Raw genomic sequence first — 18,400 nt, 5'->3', positions numbered from 1 at the left:
AATTGTCAACTGAAAACAGCAAACGGATAACTATCCTTATTCTCCTTCGCCATTAAACATATACCCTACGCCTTTAAGCGTTTTGATATAGGTTTCGCCAATTTTTTCGCGAAGCTTCCGAATGTGAACGTCGACGGTACGTTCGAGTACGTAGATATCCGCTCCCCAGATTCGCTGGAGAAGTTCTTCGCGATTAAAGACTTTGTCGGGGTGCTGAGCCAGGAAAAACAGTAATTCAAATTCCTTTTTCGGGAGGACGACCGAACCAAAACCGCCCGTAACGGTGTAATTCTGGCGGTTGATCGACAGTCCCGCCGTTTCGATGCGGTCACCTGGATCGGTTTTCTGGGCTTCCCGGCGAAACAGAGCCTTGATACGGCTCATCAAAGCCCGGGGCTTGATGGGTTTGGTGATGTAATCGTCGGCTCCAATTTCAAAAGCGGCAATTTCGGAGTATTCTTCCGAACGGGCCGTTAGGAAAAGAATGTAACTACCTTTCAGCTCGGGTAACTCCCGTAGTTGGCGAGCCGTTTCAATGCCGTCCTGCTGGGGCATCATAATGTCGAGCAGTACGAGATCCGGAGCGAATGTCCGGGCTATTTCAACGGCTTTGCGGCCATCCGAAGCCGACTCAATGTCGTACCCCTCTTTCTCAAGATTATAATGAAGTAATTCAATGATGTCGGGATCATCGTCCACCAGTAAAATTTTGTAGGCGGGCGTAGTGCTCATGGGGGGTGTCTGTTGCTTTATACAAAAGTACGTGAATTTACGGTTGGCAGGAAATGTTGGCTTGCTGTGCCGCCCGTAGAAGCAAAGATTAACAATTCGGACACGGAAAATTCACAAAAACTTAATACGGCCGTCCGAGGTACTTTTGAGGGAATGGTGTAAGGGCTAATGGCTAGAAGAAATATCTTTGAAAAGTCCCATAAATGGTGTAACTTAAACCGTGCAACAGGTATGATTTATTGATGAATAAACCTGTTGATAATCAGAATACTGTCTGATTATTTTTGGTAAAAAGAATTACGAATGCTTACAAAGGAACAAGTTCTTAAACAATATTTCGGGTACGATGTCTTCCGACCCTTACAGGCGGAGGTGATCGATACCGTTTTGGCCGGAAAAGATGCTCTGGTACTCATGCCCACAGGGGGTGGGAAGTCGGTTTGTTATCAGGTGCCGGCTCTCGTACTGGATGGATTGACGATCGTAATTTCGCCGCTAATTGCTCTCATGCAGGATCAGGTACAGGGCCTGAAAGCCAATGGAGTATCCGCCGCTTTCCTGAATTCTACGTTAAATCAGTCCGAGCAGGAATCCGTCATCTGGAAAATCAAACTGGGCGAGCTGAAGCTTCTCTATATTTCACCCGAACGGCTTTTTTCGGGAAACTTTATGGATTGGTTAAAGGGGCAGAAAATCAGTCTGTTTGCCGTAGATGAATCCCACTGTATCTCGTTCTGGGGGCATGATTTCCGGCCCGAGTATACGCAACTGCATCGACTGAAAGAACATTTTCCCCGCGTACCGATCATCGCACTGACGGCCACGGCGGATAACGTGACCCGGAAGGACATTCTTCAACAACTCGCCATTTCGCAGGCCCGTACCTTTCTAGCCAGTTTTGATCGTCCCAATCTCAATCTCACCGTACTGCCGGGGCGGAAACGCATGGAGCAGATGGTGGATTTTCTGAATGCCCATCCCGGTCAGCCGGGAATCATCTACTGCCTCAGCCGAAAAACGACCGAAAGCGTAGCGGCCAATCTGCAGTACATGGGCTTCAACGCCCGCCATTACCACGCGGGTTGTGATGCCCTGTACCGAAATCATACGCAGGCGGAGTTTCTGCGAGATGACATTCAGATCATCGTAGCCACCATTGCTTTTGGCATGGGGATCGATAAATCGAATGTTCGCTGGGTCATGCACTACAATTTGCCCAAAAACGTCGAAAGCTTTTATCAGGAAATCGGCCGGGCCGGACGGGACGGCTTACCGGCCGATACCGTACTTTTTTACAGCTACCAGGACGTGTCCCAGCAAACGGACATGATTCTGAAATCGGAGCTATCCCAGGATCAGAAAGATCTGCTCATTGCCAAGCTTGACCGCATGAAGCAGTACGCTCAGGCGGACATCTGCCGACGGCGTATTCTCATTAGTTATTTCAATGAAACGGTAGAAAAAGATTGCGGGAACTGCGACGTCTGCCGCAATCCGCGTACCAAAATTGATGGGACGGTCATGGCTCAGAAAGTACTCTCGGCGATTGCCCGTACCCAGCAGAAAGTAGCCATGGGTACCCTCATTGACATTCTGCGGGGCAGCCGGAACCAAAATATCATTCGGCATGGCTACGATCAGCTGAAAACGTTCGGGGCAGGTCATGAGCTGCGGTACGAAGAATGGACTGAATACATCAGTCAGTTACTCAATTCGGGCATCATGGACATTGCCTATGATGAAGGGCATGCCTTTAAACTCAACGCGGTCAGTCAGCAGGTGTTACGGGAAGGCAAAAGCGTATCTGTAGTGAAATTCATTCCTCTGGAAGAACGAAGAGCCCGGGCGGAGGAAGAATATGTACAGGCTCCAAAAAGCAAGCGGGAGGTGGTTCGCGATGCCATGTTCGAACGCCTGCGGCTTCTACGAAAACAACTCGCCGACTCCCTGGGAATTCCGCCTTTTCAGGTATTCAGCGATGCGACGCTTTCGGATATGGCTCAGAAACGGCCGATCAATCACGCTCAGTTCTTGCAGGTTTCGGGCGTAGGCGAGCAGAAAAACCGTCAATTCGGGGATGTATTCATTAATGAAATTCTGGCCTTTGTCCAGGAAAATAATCAGTCCGGCGTGAAGATGGCCAAGGGCCTTACCTACGTGCAAACGCTGCAATTCTACCAGCAAGGGTACGACATTGAACGGATTGCTACCGAACGAAATCTAACGCCCACGACCATTCTGAGCCACTTACACAAACTGAAAACGGACGGAGAAGCCATTGACTACGAACGACTGCTGCCGGAAGCTACGAGAGAAGCAATTCTGGAAGCGGCCCGACAATTGGACATCCCCGTCGCTGAAAACGCTCCGATTGCACCCCTGCTGGAAAGTTTTGGGGAGACGTATCAGGCCTGGCAACTACGGCTAGCGTTTTTAATTGCGGGCGAAGGGATACGGATGGACGTGGAGGCCTGGCGGCAGGAACATGGATTACCCCCGCGAACGGCCTAGTAATTGTTCAAAAAATTGCGGTAATTTACGCCAAAGCTAAGCCTTATACCTGTTGTGGAAGAAACGGTTTTATCCTCGCAAGATGCCTTACCAGCGGTGTCAAATTGCTACGGCGTGAAAATGATTGGTATTGGTGGGGCCGGTTGTTCGGTCCTCAAAAAAATGGCTGACCAGGCCTATACAGGTTTACACCTAATCCCCTGTCATACGGACTTTACACAGTTAGTGACATTTCCACAGGCCATTCCGCTCGGGATGCGGGATCTGGGATTGGGACTCACGGCGGAGCAAGCCCGACAGTGGGCCTTGGATCAGCAGGCGGTCATTAGCTCCGTACTCAATCCAGAAACGAAAATTGTCATTCTGGTAGGGGGGCTGGGGGATGGTACGGTGGCCGGAGCGGCTCCGGTCATTGCCGAAATGGCCCGTCAGCGAGGAGTACTGGTAGTGGCGTGTGTGATGATGCCCTTTGCTTCCGAAGGGTACGAAACGATGCAGATGGCCGAGCGGGGTCTGAAGCAACTCACGCAGTCCTGTGATTCAGTGGTGGCTTTTTCCCTGGATAAACTCGCTGAGAATCTTAATGACGATCTGAGTATTGCGGAGTTTTACGCCGCCGCCGATGAGTTGCTGTGCCAGACGGCTCGCATCGTTCCCGATATTTTGAAGCCTTCCGAAACTCCGGATTCAGACATTCAGGAACTGAAAACAGTACTGGAAGGCAGTGGTTTGGCCTTTTATACACAATTGTCGATTCAGGGTAGTCAGCAACGGTTAGAAGCTAGTGTGGCAAAAATCAAGCAAACGTTTGGGAATCAGCGTACTTTACCGCACGAAGCCCAGCGTATTTTGCTCGTCGTACAGTATGATCCACTTCAGGCCCTGAGTACGCACGAAATTCGCAATATCATCCAGGCTCTCAAGCAAACCCTGGGACGCCGAGCGGCAGTGTTCAAGGTAGCTCCACTCGCTAGCGAAGGCTTGGGGAGTGAGCTTCGCTTGGGTATTCTTTCCAGTAGTGGGCGTACACCCGAGGTATTGGAGTGGGCCAGTACTTATTAAAAGATAATTAATGAAAGCTCATCGGGAAATTATATCGGGCCGGAGACGTTTGTTTCCGGCTTTTTAATAGCTTTACGTCCTGTCCGCCAACGCTTTATCTCACCATGTTTCCCATAACCTTCCAAAGGCAATGTCCCTATTGCCAGTCTACGTCAATCGAGCGTCGCCAGCGACCCGTGGCCTTTCGCTACCTATTCTTTTTCATGCCGATTCGTTACTACCAATGTCAACGATGCCGTCGGTTTTTTGTGAAAATGAGGTAAGTATACGTTCCCTGTTTTTTCCGGTACTGGCTGCTTGACAGGAAGGTTTATAAGCAGTCAGGCGAAAGGATTGTTTATTTTATCGGGTATAAGTTACGTTTTTAATAGAACTGCTAACAATCAACTAGTAGCATAGGATCAGTATTTTGTCCTGTAAAGACGGCTGATGATTTAGTCCGTATGCATTCTATGCGGGGCATCCCATGCGGGGCATCCCATGCCGGCACGCCCGCCGCTCTTTTTATCCTGCTCTATACCACCGCATTGCTGAGGGAGCCACCATGGGATGGCCCCCATGGAATGGTCACCATGGAATGGTAGACGGCTTTAGCTCAGCATGGCATGCCCTGCATGGAATGTGATAAGACAGGGCTTGGGTTTCTGTCGTCCATGAAGGAATTTACCCAATAACTACTAACTAACAACTCATAGGTTATCGGAACAGGAAAACCTCTCCCGTCCCTGAGCCATTCCATGGGGGCCACCATGGAATGGCAACGGAACGACCTACGACAGCGGCAACGCGGTGGCCTAAAGCAGGCTGTCGTCAGTCGTGGAGGGGTCCAGCCTGGAAGGTTCAGGGGCTACCGAACAGCCCTGTCTGAAGCACCAAATCAGTCTAGGTGAATAGCAAAACTCAAAAAGAATAAATCTTTTGATAGGATATGGTCCACTATCGAATTGGGTAAAGGCTACAACCAGCCTTGCTTGCGGGACCAAACTTGGTCTGTTCAAGGCAACGTAAGTAAAAAACCATATACATTCTAAAACAAAATTGCTTCCTGATCTCTTCAGGTAATGGGCGAAGTACGCATACCCAGTACTTCTCGCAAGCCTATGATACGTGCAGCAAGTGCTTCCAAAATGGCCTCCAAGCCACTATTCACACGGCGTACGCACGAAATTCGGTCTAGCTTTATACGTTCAACGTCAGTAAATGATCTATTTTTACTGCTCATTCAGACCATAGCTTAAATCCATCCGAATGTTTTTACGAAATCTTCTGTACTGCTGGCTTCTGACGGCAACGGCCTGGGGACAATGGAAAGTACAGCCAGCTCAAACTGAAGCCCATTTCAGAGCGGTACATGCGGTGTCTGCCAAAGTATGCTGGATTGGAGGCACCAAAGGCCAAGTGCTACGTACGCAGGACGGCGGTACTAACTGGGAAATTCATTCGGTTGTCGGGGCGGAAGCACTCGATTTCCGGGACATCCACGCCTTTGATGCCGAAACTGCCGTGGCCATGAGTGCCGGCGATGCCGATAAGGGAGCCGCCCGCATCTATCGTACGGAAGACGCTGGACAGAGCTGGAAACTCGTGTATCAGACCCACCAGAAAGGAGCTTTCCTAGATGGGATCGAGTTCTGGGATAAGGAACACGGCATTGCCTTCGGCGATCCGATTGATCATAAATTCTTTGTGCTCACTACCAGCGATGGCGGGAAAACCTGGGCCGAAGTGCCGAGGGATCAGTTTCCCCCGATCGAAGAAGGAGAAGCAGCGTTTGCGGCCAGCGGTACTTCCCTGGTGGTTTCTGCAAAAAGCTGGGCCTGGATCGGTACCGGCGGCAGTACATTTGCCCGGGTGTTCCGGTCCAAAGATTTTGGAAAAAGCTGGGAAGTCGCTGAAACGCCCTTACCCGCGGGCAAAACGTCGGGCATCTTTGGCTTACACTTTTTTAATCGACTACGGGGTATTGCCGTGGGCGGAGATTATCTGCACGTCAGTGATTCAACGCAAAACGTCATTGTCACGCAGGACGGCGGCAAAACCTGGCAATTATTGCCTTCTACCAATCCGCCGGGACTGAAAGAAGCCGTAACCGTATATCGGCAGGAATACAAGGCCATGGCGGGAGAGGCTCCAGTAGCATCGGTCATTGAGCGGCTGATTACGGTAGGGCCTTCGGGCACGGGTTATTCTATCAACGGCGGCAAAACCTGGAACAAGCTGGATGATTCCCCCTTCCATGCCGTCAGTTTTGCGGGAAAAGACGGCTGGGCGGTCGGAGCCAAAGGGCTGATTGCCAAGTTTGAGGGTTTCCGTGCCACGCCGCAGAAGAAAGCTTTCAGGAAAAAATAACCGGAAGCAGGCTCGCCCCTGTGATCCTCGATGGAAGGCTGAGCCGATCCATCACCAGTAGTGAATACCAATTCCCATGAAAAACATTGCTGTATTTTGTGGAGCCAATGCAGGCTCCGATTTTGTGTACCGTCAAACGGCCATTGAGCTGGGCCAGTATTTGGCCGAACAACAGTTGCGACTGGTATACGGCGGTGGAAACGTCGGGTTAATGGGCATCCTTGCCGATGCCGTACTGGCTCAGGGTGGGGAAGTCGTAGGGGTTATTCCTGATTTCCTGAAAAAATGGGAAGTCGCTCACGCCAGCCTGAACGAACTGATCGTGACCGAAACCATGCACGAACGCAAAGCCCGGATGGCCGAACTAGCCGATGGTTTTATTACCATTCCTGGGGGCTTTGGCTCGATGGATGAGTTATTCGAAATTCTTACCTGGAAGCAATTACAGATTCACAGTAAGCCCATCGGCCTGCTGAACGTGAATGGCTTTTACGATCCTCTGTTACAAATGATGGACCGGATGGTGGAGGCGGGCTTTCTTAAAGTCGGGAACCGGGAACTACTGCTAGTATCAGATTCCATCGAAGAATTATTCGCCCTCATGCGAACGCACCAGCCCGTTGTCACGGAAAAGTGGGTAGACCGGAAAAAAATCTGAGGGTAGGGTATATACAGAACCGCCTTGTCGCTCGTTAATTTTGATCCGTTCATGGGTTACGTGTAGGACGATTTGATCCTCAGATCGACGGATGAAACCTGATCTCTTGCACGTACCTTATTACTATCCAGCCTAACGTCCCGTAATGAAACGACTTTTTATTCTGCTTTCCTGTATAAGTGTGTACGCTCATGCTCAGGAGCAAACCCCTGAGAATCTTGGTAATACGGTTAATTCTGAATCGGCGGAAATTCAGCCCGTCATTGCTCCGGATGGGCGTACGCTCTACTTCAGCCGGGTAAATCATCCCCAGAATGCTTCTCAAAAAAAAGGAAGTCAGGATGTATGGATGGCTGAGTACTTATCCGGAAATAGCTGGACGCCTTCCCGCCGGATGCCTAACCCGGTCAACGGCGAAGAGCATAATGTCATTTACAGCATTACACCCGATGGCAATACTATCCTTACCCACTGGGTACAAAAAGAAGGGGACGACCTGAGTATTCGGGGCTTCGCCACCATGCGGAAAGTAGCGACGGGCTGGGAACGACCCAAAAAGCTCGACATTCCCGGACTGGAAGGCATGAATAAAGGCTATTATCAGTATGGATTTCTGGCCAATGATGGCAAGACGCTGCTACTGGCTTTTTCAGAAAAGAAAAACAGCCGGGAATCCGATCTGTACGTCAGTATGCAGGACAAAGCCGGGAAATGGAGTCGCCCCACGAGTCTGGGACGCGAAGTCAATACGGACGCCGATGAAACGACACCCTTTCTGGCCGCGGACGGCGAAACCCTGTATTTCTCCAGTAATCGCGAAGGCGGTTTAGGTTCCAACGATATTTGGATGACGCGACGACTGGACCGCAGCTGGAAACGCTGGAGCAAGCCCGAAAACCTCGGAGCACCGATCAATACCCCTGATTTTGACGCATACTTCACCATTCCGGCTTCGGGTGAATGGGCCTATCTGGTGACCGCCAATGGTAGTAAAGGAAAAGCCGATATTGTTCGGGTGAAATTCCAGAACCAGACACCACCAGCCGAAGTTCCGCCTACCATTGCTCAGGTTCCGGCCAGTAATCCCAATGCGACGCAGGTGCCCGACCGGCAGCCCACCAAATCCAATGCGGTGGTTCTGTACACGGGTAAGTTACTGGATGCCAAAACAAAAAAAGTACCCGAAAACGCCCGGATCGTGTACGAAAGCCTACCCGATGGTACGGAACTCGGAACGGCCACGCCTGACCCGAATACGGGTGAATACAAGATTGTGTTACCCTACGGCAAGAAGTATGGCATTCGTCCTGAGGCGGATGGATACGTCGGAAAATCTCAGAATCTGGACTTAAGTAAGCTTGGCAGCGGGGGATATCTGGAATTGAAGGACCGCGATCTGCTGGTGACGAAGATTGAAGAAGGAGCAAAGGTGGCTTTGAACAACGTATTCTTCGAAACGGCCAAAGCCACGTTACAGACGGAATCGTTTCCCGAGCTGAACCGCGTCGTGGAATTGATGAATCACCGGAGAAGTATGATGGTCGAAATCGATGGACATACCGATAGTGATGGGACCGATGAAGCTAACCAGAAGCTCTCGCAGGACCGGGCCGAGTCGGTACGGGCGTATATGATTTCGAAAGGCATTCCCGAAAACCGGATTGTAGCCAAAGGTTTTGGCGAAAGTCGTCCCGTGGCTACGAATGATACCCCGGAAGGCAAGCAGCAAAATCGACGCGTAGAGTTCGTCATTCTGAAACAGTAATACGCCGGTAGCGTGATCATTTTAGACAAACCAGCCAACGAATGCAGCCCACTTTTATGCCCTCAAGGAAAACGTGGATTCTATTCATGATTGCACTGGGTGTTTTCTATAATAAAAATACGCTTGAAGTATTGATCACCGAGCACTTCACTCATCCCTGGGTTGAAGCAATGGGGCCTGAATGGATCGTATTTGCTCTAATGCTGCTGCCTTTGGCTTTTACTGGGAAATACATGGGTTACTATTGTTACGGTATCTTCTTGATTGTGTATGTACTAGCTCAACTCAGTAATTCCTTGTAGTACCGTTTCTAAAGTACTGGCAAGCCGAAAAAGAAGAAACCCGACTCGTAGGTCGGGTTTCTTCTTTTCATCGCTATCGATAGCATACAAGCGAGTTTCCCACTTATTTTGCCCATACGTATCTATAGCATCTGTTGCACATGAACCTGGAAACCCTAGCCATACAAGTCACCCGTTTTCATGACGCGAATGCGTCGGCGGTAACTACACCCATTTACCTGAGTACTACGTACGAACGCGATGCCGAAGGCAACCTGCCGCACGGTTTTCTGTACACGCGAGGCAATAACCCGAACCGCGATTTGCTGGAAAAAAGTCTGGCTGCCCTGGAAGGTGGAACCGTTGGACTCGCCTTTGGTTCGGGGATGGCCGCCATTTCCGCCTTATTTCAGGCTTTGAAGCCGGGCGATCACGTGATTACGACCCCGTTTGCTTACTACGCGGCCCAACGCTTACTCGTGGATGTATTTGAACCCTGGGGGCTTGAATTTTCGCTGGTCGATACCTCGAACTTGGAAGAGGTGGAAAAAGCCATCCGGCCGACGACCAAGCTATTCTGGCTGGAAACACCGAGTAATCCGTTACTGTATCTGACCGATTTGCAGGCTTTATCCCGCCTGGCTCATTCGGTAGGAGCCTTGTGTGCAGTGGACAATACCTGGGCTACGCCCGTACTACAAAATCCGATTGCTTTTGGGGCCGACGTGGTCATGCATTCCACAACTAAGTATTTCGGGGGCCACTCGGACGTATTGGGTGGAGCGTTGGTGCTGGCTCAGGACGGCGAACTGGCCGTACACCTGCGTCAGATTCAGAACCTGACCGGCGGCGTACCCTCACCGTTCGATTGCTGGCTCATTACGCGAGGAATTCAGACGATGCCCCTACGGGTGAAAGCTCAGTCGGCGAGTGCCCTGCCCATTGCCCAGTGGCTCGAAACTCATCCGGCCGTAGAGCGGGTGCATTACCCCGGACTCACCAGCCATCCGCAGCATGAAATTGCCAAAGCCCAGATGAAAAATGGCTTTGGAGGCATGCTCTCTTTCGAAGTACGAGGCGGTTTGCCGGGAGCTAAAAAGGTGGCTGGAGCGTTGAAAGTATTCACGCAGGCGACGAGCCTCGGCGGTGTGGAAAGTCTCATCGAACCACGTAAAATTTACGAAGGTCCCGATAGTCCAACGCCCGATGGATTACTACGCGTTTCGGTCGGTTTGGAACACCTCGATGACCTGATTGCGGACCTGGATCAGGCTCTGAAAAACGCTTAAGATGAGCTTTAAACGCCCTTTTCGTTAATAAATCTTAAATCAGCTTTAAAAGCTATGCGACGGCTGTTTCCCGACAATTTACGGGCAACAGCCGTCGTTTTTTGTGTGTTGTACTACTGAATATGAGCAGTAAAAAGACGCGGATTCAGTACCGCTACCAATAGTCTCTTAACCCTATAGTTGTATTTTAAATCCATGAAATCAATCATAAAAATGCTAGCTGCCGTAGTACTGGTGGGTACTATGGTCTCGTGTGCCCCTTCGATTACGGTTCGTTCGGATTATGATCGTACCGCGAACTTCAGTGGCTATCGTACCTACGCGATTGCCCCGATGCCCGGCGGTAATTCAGACCCTGTGATGGGGAGTCAGTTGATGCAAAAACGGATTACCCAGGCCCTCGACGCCGAGATGAGTGCCCGGGGCTACCGCCGCGTGGAGAAGAATGCCGATTTAACGGTTCGGTTTGACACCGACGCTCGTAACCTGCAGCAAATCCAGTCGAACAATCTAAGTCCGATGTGGGGCTGGTGGTGGTACGGTCCTAACAATAACGTCAGCTCCCGGAACTACGAAGAAAACCGGGTGATTATTAGTCTGCTGGATACCCGAACCAATGAGATGGTATGGCAGGGTTGGGCGAAAGGTGAGTTAAACGCCCGCCGCAAAGACCGTGACGAACTCATCCGGGCCACCGTTGCGAAAGTGATGCAGGAATATCCTTACCGGGCCGGCATGACGAACGCAGCCGTACAGGGCGAATAAGTTTTTCGGAAGAAGAGTAACAAAAAAGAGGTCGAATCATTCGACCTCTTTTTTTAGTTTCAATTCAAAGGAATCGTATTAGCATTCGCCCGTAGTGGTATCGCAGCTATCGCCCTCAGCAATGATTTGCGGTTGACTTTCCTGAATCACCTGCCGTAAAGCCTGCATAAATGTTTCTTTGGGTTGGGCTCCCGACAACGCGTACTTGTTGTTGAGAATGAAAAACGGTACGCCCGAAACACCCAATTGCTTGAAGTATTCCATTTCACTTTGTACCGAATCGCTGGCTACTTCAGATTTCAGAACTTCAAGAGCTTCTTTCTTGTCCCAACCCGCTGATTCCAGTACGTTGAGTAATACCGCTTCCTGCGTTAAATCAATGCGATCTACGAAGTACGCTTTCAGTAACGCTTCTTTCGTCGCAGCCTGTAGCCCTTTTTCGTAAGCAACCGTTAGGAGGCGGTGTAAATCGAAAGTATTGATCGATTTGGGAATCTCGTTGAAGTCAAAGTCAAGCCCTACCTCACTGGCCACCTGCTCTACGTGCTGAAACATGCTTTCACTACGACCGGGGCCGAATTTACTGGCCATGTGATCAGCGAAGGGTTTTCCTTGCCGGGGGACCGTAGGATCAAGCTGGAAAGGGTGGTAAACCACGTCCGCCTGTACTTCAGTGCTGAGCTCAGCCAGAGCCGATTCCAGGCGGCGTTTGCCGATATAACACCAGGGACATACCACGTCAGAAACGACGTCAATACGAATGGGAAGAGCCATCTTACTATATGATTAATGCTAAGAATCAAGTTTTACCGACCCCATAGATCAGGTCGTTTTTGCTCTAACCCGTACTGGAAATGAATGATTCCCTGGCGTAAAACGATCAGGCGGAAAATCCCCATTTCTGAATGCCAGGTAGGGTTTCCTAGAAAATAACTCAGGAGAAGAGTCACCCGACTAACGGAGCCAAAATTTTCTTGAGAAATGAACTAAAACCCTCGTTTTTCCATTGACCTCTACAAATCCCTGATCGTAAGAAAAGGAAGATTTTCAAGCATGAGCGGTGGCGGCCGTTCATGCTTTTTTTTATTCGATGATTCGCAGTTTGGCAAAGCTCAGGAGCAGAGTCTTTTCACCCTGTGTATCAAAGTGAATGACCGCTTTTGCCCCGTTTTGATCCGTTGAAATGAGTTTAACAACGCCAAAGCCAAACTTCTGGTGCTCCACGCGTTGACCAGAAGCCAGCTTGCGGGGATCGGAAGCTTTGAAATCACTGCTGGGTACGTGCGTAGACGCAGCTCCCGAGCGGGTAGGCGGGGTTTTAGAAGCCTGTGAACCTCCGTTTTGAGCGGCTCGATTAGCCACATTCCGTAAGAACGCTGCTGGCGTCGGACGATCCGTATTTCGCTGGGATTCCGACATCCGGCGGGCGGCCTGGCGACTGACGCGAACGTATTTCTCGTCAATTTCATCCATAAACCGACTGGGTTCGCAGGGTTTCAGACGACCGTACTGGTAGCGGGTTTCTGCGTAGCTGAGGTACAGGCGTTTTTCGGCCCGAGTAATAGCTACGTAAAACAGCCGTCGTTCCTCCTCCAAGTCTTCGCTCGACTGCAACATCATCTGACTGGGGAATAAATCTTCTTCCAGGCCTACGATGTATACTACTTTATACTCTAATCCTTTCGCCTGGTGAATGGTCATCAGGGTTACGCGGTCGTTATCGCCGTCTTCATCTTCCTGATCGGCATTGGTCAGCAGCGATACGGTTTGTAGGAAAGCTCCGAGCGATTTGTCTTCGTTTTCGGGATTATCCACAAACTGCTTGATGGAGTTCAGTAATTCCTGAACGTTTTCGTAGCGACTCAGGCCCTCTACCGTTTTGTCGTCGTAGAGTTCCTTCAGTACCCCCGAAGCTTTGGCAACGTGACTGGCTACTTCGTACGCATCTTTCGTCTCTACCAGTAGCTTAAACGACTTGATCAGATCCGAAAAGCCTTCGATGGCTACACCCGAACGACCCGCGTTATATTGCTGAATATTGGCGACGATGTCCCAAAGCGGTAAGCCCTGCTCGGCGGCCGTAACCGTAATCTTGGCAATGGTCTGATCGCCAATGCCGCGTTTGGGTAAGTTAATGATCCGTTTGAAGGCCTCTTCGTCGCTCTGGTTGAGCGTGAATCGGAGGTAAGCCAGCAAGTCTTTAATTTCCCGACGTTGGTAGAAGGAAAGTCCACCTACGATTCGGTACTTGATATTGAGTTTCCGTAACGATTCTTCAAAAGCCCGCGATTGCGAGTTGGTCCGGTACAGAATGGCAAAATCATTGTTACTCAAGCCATGATTCAGCTTTTCCTCGAACAATGAAGTCGAAACCAAACGGCCTTCCTCGACGTCTGATCCGGCCTTGATGACTTCAATCAGGTTACCGCCTTCATTCTCCGTAAATACTTCTTTGCGTAACTGACGCTTATTACGGGCAATGACGGAGTTGGCGGCTTCAACGATCACTTTTGTCGAACGGTAATTCTGCTCCAGACGAATCGTGGTCAGATCCGGGTAGTCTTTCTCGAAATTGAGGATATTCTGAATATTGGCACCCCGGAAGGCGTAGATCGACTGGGCATCGTCGCCCACAACGCAGATGTTTTCGTGAATGGCCGCCAGTTTTCGTGTAATGAGGTACTGCGAAACGTTCGTATCCTGAAACTCATCGACCATGACGTACTTGTAGCGGTGCTGGTACTTGTTGAGGATGGCCGGGAAATCGCGGAATAATACGTTGGTGTTGTACAACAAATCGTCGAAATCCATGGCATTGGCCTTGAAACAACGATCCACGTACAGTTTATACAAACGGCCAATCTCGGGTAGGCGAGCCGCCGCGTCATCGGCCTGAATGATGGGATCGGCTATGTACGCTTCAGCGGATACCAGGCGGTTTTTGGCCCCCGAAATCCGGTTGAATACGACGTTAGGTTTGTAAATCTTATCGTCGAGGCCGCGTTCTTTAATGATCGTTTTCAGCAGCGACTTGGAATCGTCCGTATCGTAGATCGAAAAGTCAGAGGTATAACCCATCGCTTTGGCTTCAAAGCGGAGAATTTTGGCGAAGACGCTGTGGAACGTACCCATCCAAATTCCCCGGGCATCGGTACCGACGACCTTTTCAATCCGGGCCCGCATTTCACCGGCGGCTTTGTTGGTAAACGTCAGCAATAGGATGGAAAAGGGATCAACGCCTTTTCGGATGAGGTGAGCCGTACGCTGGGTAAGTACGCGGGTTTTGCCCGAGCCCGCTCCAGCGATGATCATTAACGGCCCCTCGGTATGCAGAACGGCCTGAGCCTGGGGCTCGTTGAGGCCTTTGGTGATATCTTCGAACATGGCAATTGGATAAAAAGAGGGAACGAACTAAGTCCGTTCCCTGAAAGCATAGATCAAAGATACAAAAGATTTGGGGGCTACGGAAGCGGGACCGGAGATTAAAAGCCGTTGTAGGTGATGCCGAAAGCCAGGGGCCACGTGGGAGCTTTCAGCGTAGGTAAACCGGTAGAGGTATTGGCACTCGTACGAGCAAAAACCTGTTTAAGTGGAGAACCTAGCTGATAGTGGCAATAAAAGCCAATTTTTCGATACCCAAAAGAGGTAACTAATCCATATTGGAAAGGGCTGTTGAGGTCAGAATTCATTTGTTCATCCCGGTTGGCCTTCCGGTTGATAAAGCGATCTTTCATGGAAAAACGATAACCAACATACCCCCCTACACCCAACGAAAAGGTACGTTTACCCGAGGCGTTGTAGAACCGTACGGTTGGAACGATAGGTAAACTCAAGGAATAAATATTGGTGGTAATTCGATCAAACCGGGAGACAAGCTTATACTGCGACGAATACGGCTCAATCGCGTACAGTTCTGCTGATAAAGGAAAATTCTGGGTTGTTTCCTGAACGTAGGCCTGTAATTCTTCAGGCGTATTCGCGTACTTTTTTTCATTGATCGTCAGATCTTTCCACAAGTATCTTCTATAATCCACTTCGAGGCCCCAGCGTAGGCCCACCGACCAGCGTTTTTCGGTGTGAAAGGCCGAGTAAACGGAAAGACCCAGAGCTAGATTAGTTGAAGAAAAGGGTTTGGTAGAGAACATATCCACTAATTCAAACCCGCGACTACCGCCCTGCGAATTAATGAACGGACTGAAACCCAGCCGAACCGTAAATGCCGTTTTTAGAAAATGAAGATTCTCGTGAATTCGATCTTTCGACACCGGCTGATCCGCCTGTTGTTGCGTCACTTTTACCAGCGAATTCTTGCTTCGTAAGGTACTGTCATTGAGATAACTTTTTCCAGTCAAATCCATGTAGTGTTGACGAGGTTCGTTGACGGTAGTCTCACTCAGTCGGGCGTTTAAATCCCGGAGAATGGTATTCCAGTCGTAGTTTTCCAGCTTTTTCAGATCGGCTTTTTTTGACCCGTAGAAAAGTACTTTCGAAGAGGGGCCAATCCGTACTAAAATGGAATCTACCGGGGTGGCCAAGCTGGGCACTGAGCATAGCAATGCCAGTACCATTGTTAGAAATGGTGTTTTCATGAGCGAAGGGAGGGTTTGTTTAGGGAGTGTGTTTGAGGGAGTCCGTTTTTACTTTTCCGACGGAGGTAGGAGCCTGAAAGTCCTGCCAGCGGGGCCGCGTATCCGGGCGTTTGTCCGTACGGAACAGACGGGCCAGAATGGACTTCTTCCGGAGTGGTACGGTCTGCGTTTCCGGAATGGTCAGCGTAACGGTCGCTTCAAACGTTTCGGCTTCGGCTGGGTGAGCACGTGGTACGGATTCCGGAATCGGGGTGGGTTGAATCGCAACCGCAGGCATGGCCCGGAGGGACGAATCGGTTACCAGTACCGGCTCCACGGGAGCGGAGGCCAGCATCTGTACCTGTTTCTCCGAACGAACGACGTTAGGTGGAACTAAGGCCGAATCTTTTACCGAAGGTATGCGTACCGACGAAGAACTGGCCGGAACTTTACTCAGCAACGGTGTAGTCCTGGTGACTTCGGTTGTGGGCTGATGCAGGAGATACCCCACGAGAAGACCCAATACGGCCGCTGTACCCACACCCAGCGGTATCGACCAGCGACGGCGGCTCGGCCTGGAAGGTCGTTCAATCCGGTTCCAGACGTCTTCGCTATGAAAGGGTTCTTCCGGCAGGGCTTCCAGCCGTTGCCGGATGTGTTCATCGAATGTGTGCGGCATACCCCAGGGTTTGTAGTTTTTTCTGTAATAACTGACGGGCTTTGTTGAGCTGGGACTTGGAGGTACCTTCCGAAATCTGTAATTGCTCGGCTACTTCCGCGTGAGAGTAACCTTCCAGAGCCACTAGATTGAATACGGTGCGATACCCGATCGGTAATTCCGCAATCAGCGTATGAATGGTTTCGGCGGCTATTTCGTCGATAATGTTGTAGTTGAATGACTGTTCGGCGGCTTCCTGCTCGGGAACCATCGTAAAATTGGCCGATCGGCGTAATTCCATGAGACATTCGTTAACTAGAATCCGTTTCATCCAGAGCCAGGTGCTGGCTTCGTCTTTGTACTCCATCTTTTTGAGATGCATAAAGATTTTCTGAAACGTCGATACCAGCCGATCTTCGGCCTCCATTCGATCTTTCATATACCGCTGAGCTACCCGAAACAGTCGTCCGGCGTAGCGTTCGTAGAGCAAACGCTGAGCTTTGGCATCCTGGGCACGGCAACGATCAAGTAGAGCGGATAGGGTCATACAGGCTGATTTACAAAGAGCGAAATGCGGAATATACGCCAGGGGTTGCCTGGCTGATAAAAAATTCAGAAATTACCACCAAAATCATTGTATATGCAATCCATGACGCTCTATACCAGAACCTTATTTAGTCTGAGCTTTCTTTCCCTTGGTTCGCTGGGAGCCTTTGCTCAGTCACCTGAGTTGGGCTTGCGTACCACGCAACAGGCCACTGTTACTTCGGTCAAGAATCAGGGCGGAACAGGTACTTGCTGGTGCTTTTCGACTACGTCCCTGGTGGAATCGGAATGCATCCGGAAAAGCCTGGGTGAAATTGATTTGTCGGAGATGTACACCGTCCGCAATACCTATCTGGAGAAAGCCCGTAATTACATCCGGCGGCAGGGAAAAGCTCAATTCGGGGAGGGTGGACTGGGACACGACGCTATCCAGGCGATTGCTCGATACGGTGCCGTTCCTGAATCCGTGTATCCGGGACTGAAGTCGGGGGAAACCGGGCACAATCACGGAAAACTCGATAAAGAGTTAAAAGCATACGTGGAGGAAGTACTCAAGAAGAAACCGTTTCCAGCCGATTGGGAAGTAGGTTTCAATAAAATTCTTGACGAAAAATTCGGTCCCATACCCGAAACGTTTGAATATCAAGGGAAAACCTATACGCCCCGTCAGTTTGCCGATCAGGTGCTACAGTTCAAAGCCGAAGATTACGTAAGTCTGACGAGCTTCACGCATCATCCCTTTTACCAGTCCTTTGTGTTGGAAATTCCCGACAACTGGTCCAACCAGACCTACATGAATTTGCCCCTGGAGGAGTTAACGGAGGCGGTCGAGTCCAGTCTCAAGCAGGGCTACACGGTGATGTGGGATGCCGATATTAGTAACGCTGGTTTCAAGCAGGGTAAAGGGTATGCCATTGAAGCCGTAGATAAAGCGGATCAGATCGATGCCGCGGAAAAAAAGGTAGATCAAGCCCTGCGTCAGCAACTTTTTGATAACCAGATTACCGTTGATGATCACCTGATGCAAATTACGGGTACGGGCACGAGTACATCCGGGAAGAAGTTCTTTCTGGTGAAAAATTCCTGGGGAGAAGCCGGCCCTTACAAAGGATACATTTACGTATCGGAGCCGTATTTTGCTTTGAATACCATCAACGTGATCTTGCCCAAGGCGGCCTTACCCGAAAGCATAAAAGCGAAACTGAAGTTATAAATC

Annotated in this window: 15 protein-coding genes; 9 read left to right on the top strand and 6 right to left on the bottom strand. The window is 50.2% G+C overall.

Annotated features, from left to right (window positions below; all coding sequences use genetic code 11):
- Window positions 1-36: 36 nt before the first annotated feature.
- The gene (locus ACOJTG_RS05310) at window positions 37-732 is read right to left on the bottom strand and encodes a response regulator transcription factor (RefSeq protein WP_094813608.1); all 696 of its coding nucleotides are present in this window, start codon (window positions 730-732) and stop codon (window positions 37-39) included.
- A gap of 303 nt (window positions 733-1,035) precedes the next feature.
- On the opposite strand from ACOJTG_RS05310, the gene recQ reads away from it, so the two are divergent.
- The 8 genes from recQ (at window position 1,036) to ACOJTG_RS05270 (ending at window position 11,412) form a co-directional block, all read left to right on the top strand.
- Window positions 1,036-3,243: a DNA helicase RecQ gene (gene recQ, locus ACOJTG_RS05305; protein WP_420152860.1), complete on the top strand. Its 2,208-nt coding sequence runs from the start codon at window positions 1,036-1,038 to the stop codon at window positions 3,241-3,243.
- 54 nt (window positions 3,244-3,297) lie between these two features.
- Window positions 3,298-4,305 carry a hypothetical protein gene (locus tag ACOJTG_RS05300; protein ID WP_420152859.1) on the top strand — a complete coding sequence of 336 codons (1,008 nt, stop codon included), beginning with the start codon at window positions 3,298-3,300 and terminating at the stop codon, window positions 4,303-4,305.
- Between the two features lie 1,248 nt (window positions 4,306-5,553).
- The gene (locus ACOJTG_RS05295) at window positions 5,554-6,654 is read left to right on the top strand and encodes a WD40/YVTN/BNR-like repeat-containing protein (protein WP_420152858.1); all 1,101 of its coding nucleotides are present in this window, start codon (window positions 5,554-5,556) and stop codon (window positions 6,652-6,654) included.
- A gap of 76 nt (window positions 6,655-6,730) precedes the next feature.
- Window positions 6,731-7,312 (top strand): TIGR00730 family Rossman fold protein, encoded by a 582-nt coding sequence (locus ACOJTG_RS05290; protein WP_420152857.1) that lies wholly within the window; start codon window positions 6,731-6,733, stop codon window positions 7,310-7,312.
- A 145-nt stretch (window positions 7,313-7,457) separates the two neighbouring features.
- Window positions 7,458-9,077, top strand: a complete 1,620-nt coding sequence (locus tag ACOJTG_RS05285) for an OmpA family protein (protein ID WP_420152856.1) — start codon at window positions 7,458-7,460, stop codon at window positions 9,075-9,077.
- An 86-nt stretch (window positions 9,078-9,163) separates the two neighbouring features.
- Window positions 9,164-9,379, top strand: a complete 216-nt coding sequence (locus ACOJTG_RS05280) for a hypothetical protein (RefSeq protein WP_420152855.1) — start codon at window positions 9,164-9,166, stop codon at window positions 9,377-9,379.
- A 140-nt stretch (window positions 9,380-9,519) separates the two neighbouring features.
- Window positions 9,520-10,647, top strand: coding sequence for a trans-sulfuration enzyme family protein (locus ACOJTG_RS05275; protein WP_420152854.1), 1,128 nt, complete (start codon window positions 9,520-9,522; stop codon window positions 10,645-10,647).
- Between the two features lie 195 nt (window positions 10,648-10,842).
- Entirely contained in the window at window positions 10,843-11,412 is a 570-nt protein-coding gene (locus tag ACOJTG_RS05270) for a DUF4136 domain-containing protein (protein ID WP_420152853.1), read from the top strand.
- A 78-nt stretch (window positions 11,413-11,490) separates the two neighbouring features.
- Here ACOJTG_RS05270 and ACOJTG_RS05265 read toward each other — a convergent pair whose 3' ends face one another.
- The 5 genes from ACOJTG_RS05265 to ACOJTG_RS05245 all read right to left on the bottom strand — a co-directional run bounded on the left by ACOJTG_RS05265 (window position 11,491) and on the right by ACOJTG_RS05245 (window position 17,185).
- Window positions 11,491-12,186: a DsbA family oxidoreductase gene (locus tag ACOJTG_RS05265; protein WP_420152852.1), complete on the bottom strand. Its 696-nt coding sequence runs from the start codon at window positions 12,184-12,186 to the stop codon at window positions 11,491-11,493.
- A 309-nt stretch (window positions 12,187-12,495) separates the two neighbouring features.
- Window positions 12,496-14,796: an ATP-dependent helicase gene (locus tag ACOJTG_RS05260; protein ID WP_420152851.1), complete on the bottom strand. Its 2,301-nt coding sequence runs from the start codon at window positions 14,794-14,796 to the stop codon at window positions 12,496-12,498.
- Window positions 14,797-14,894: 98 nt separating this feature from the next.
- A complete protein-coding gene (locus ACOJTG_RS05255; RefSeq protein WP_420152850.1) occupies window positions 14,895-16,001 on the bottom strand; it encodes an outer membrane beta-barrel protein in 1,107 nt (368 codons plus the stop codon).
- Between the two features lie 19 nt (window positions 16,002-16,020).
- Complete coding sequence (locus tag ACOJTG_RS05250; RefSeq protein WP_420152849.1) at window positions 16,021-16,659, bottom strand: hypothetical protein; 639 nt, start codon at window positions 16,657-16,659, stop codon at window positions 16,021-16,023.
- The gene (locus tag ACOJTG_RS05245) at window positions 16,640-17,185 is read right to left on the bottom strand and encodes an RNA polymerase sigma factor (protein ID WP_420152848.1); all 546 of its coding nucleotides are present in this window, start codon (window positions 17,183-17,185) and stop codon (window positions 16,640-16,642) included. Before ACOJTG_RS05245 ends, ACOJTG_RS05250 begins: the two co-directional genes overlap by 20 nt.
- Window positions 17,186-17,287: 102 nt before the next feature.
- Between ACOJTG_RS05245 and ACOJTG_RS05240 the strand changes: the two genes are divergently transcribed.
- Complete coding sequence (locus tag ACOJTG_RS05240) at window positions 17,288-18,397, top strand: C1 family peptidase (protein ID WP_420152847.1); 1,110 nt, start codon at window positions 17,288-17,290, stop codon at window positions 18,395-18,397.
- Window positions 18,398-18,400: the final 3 nt, after the last annotated feature.

This window comes from Siphonobacter sp., from assembly GCF_048595215.1.
Classification (GTDB): Bacteria; Bacteroidota; Bacteroidia; order Cytophagales; family Spirosomataceae; genus Siphonobacter.
This window is presented reverse-complemented; position numbering and strand designations above follow the sequence as displayed.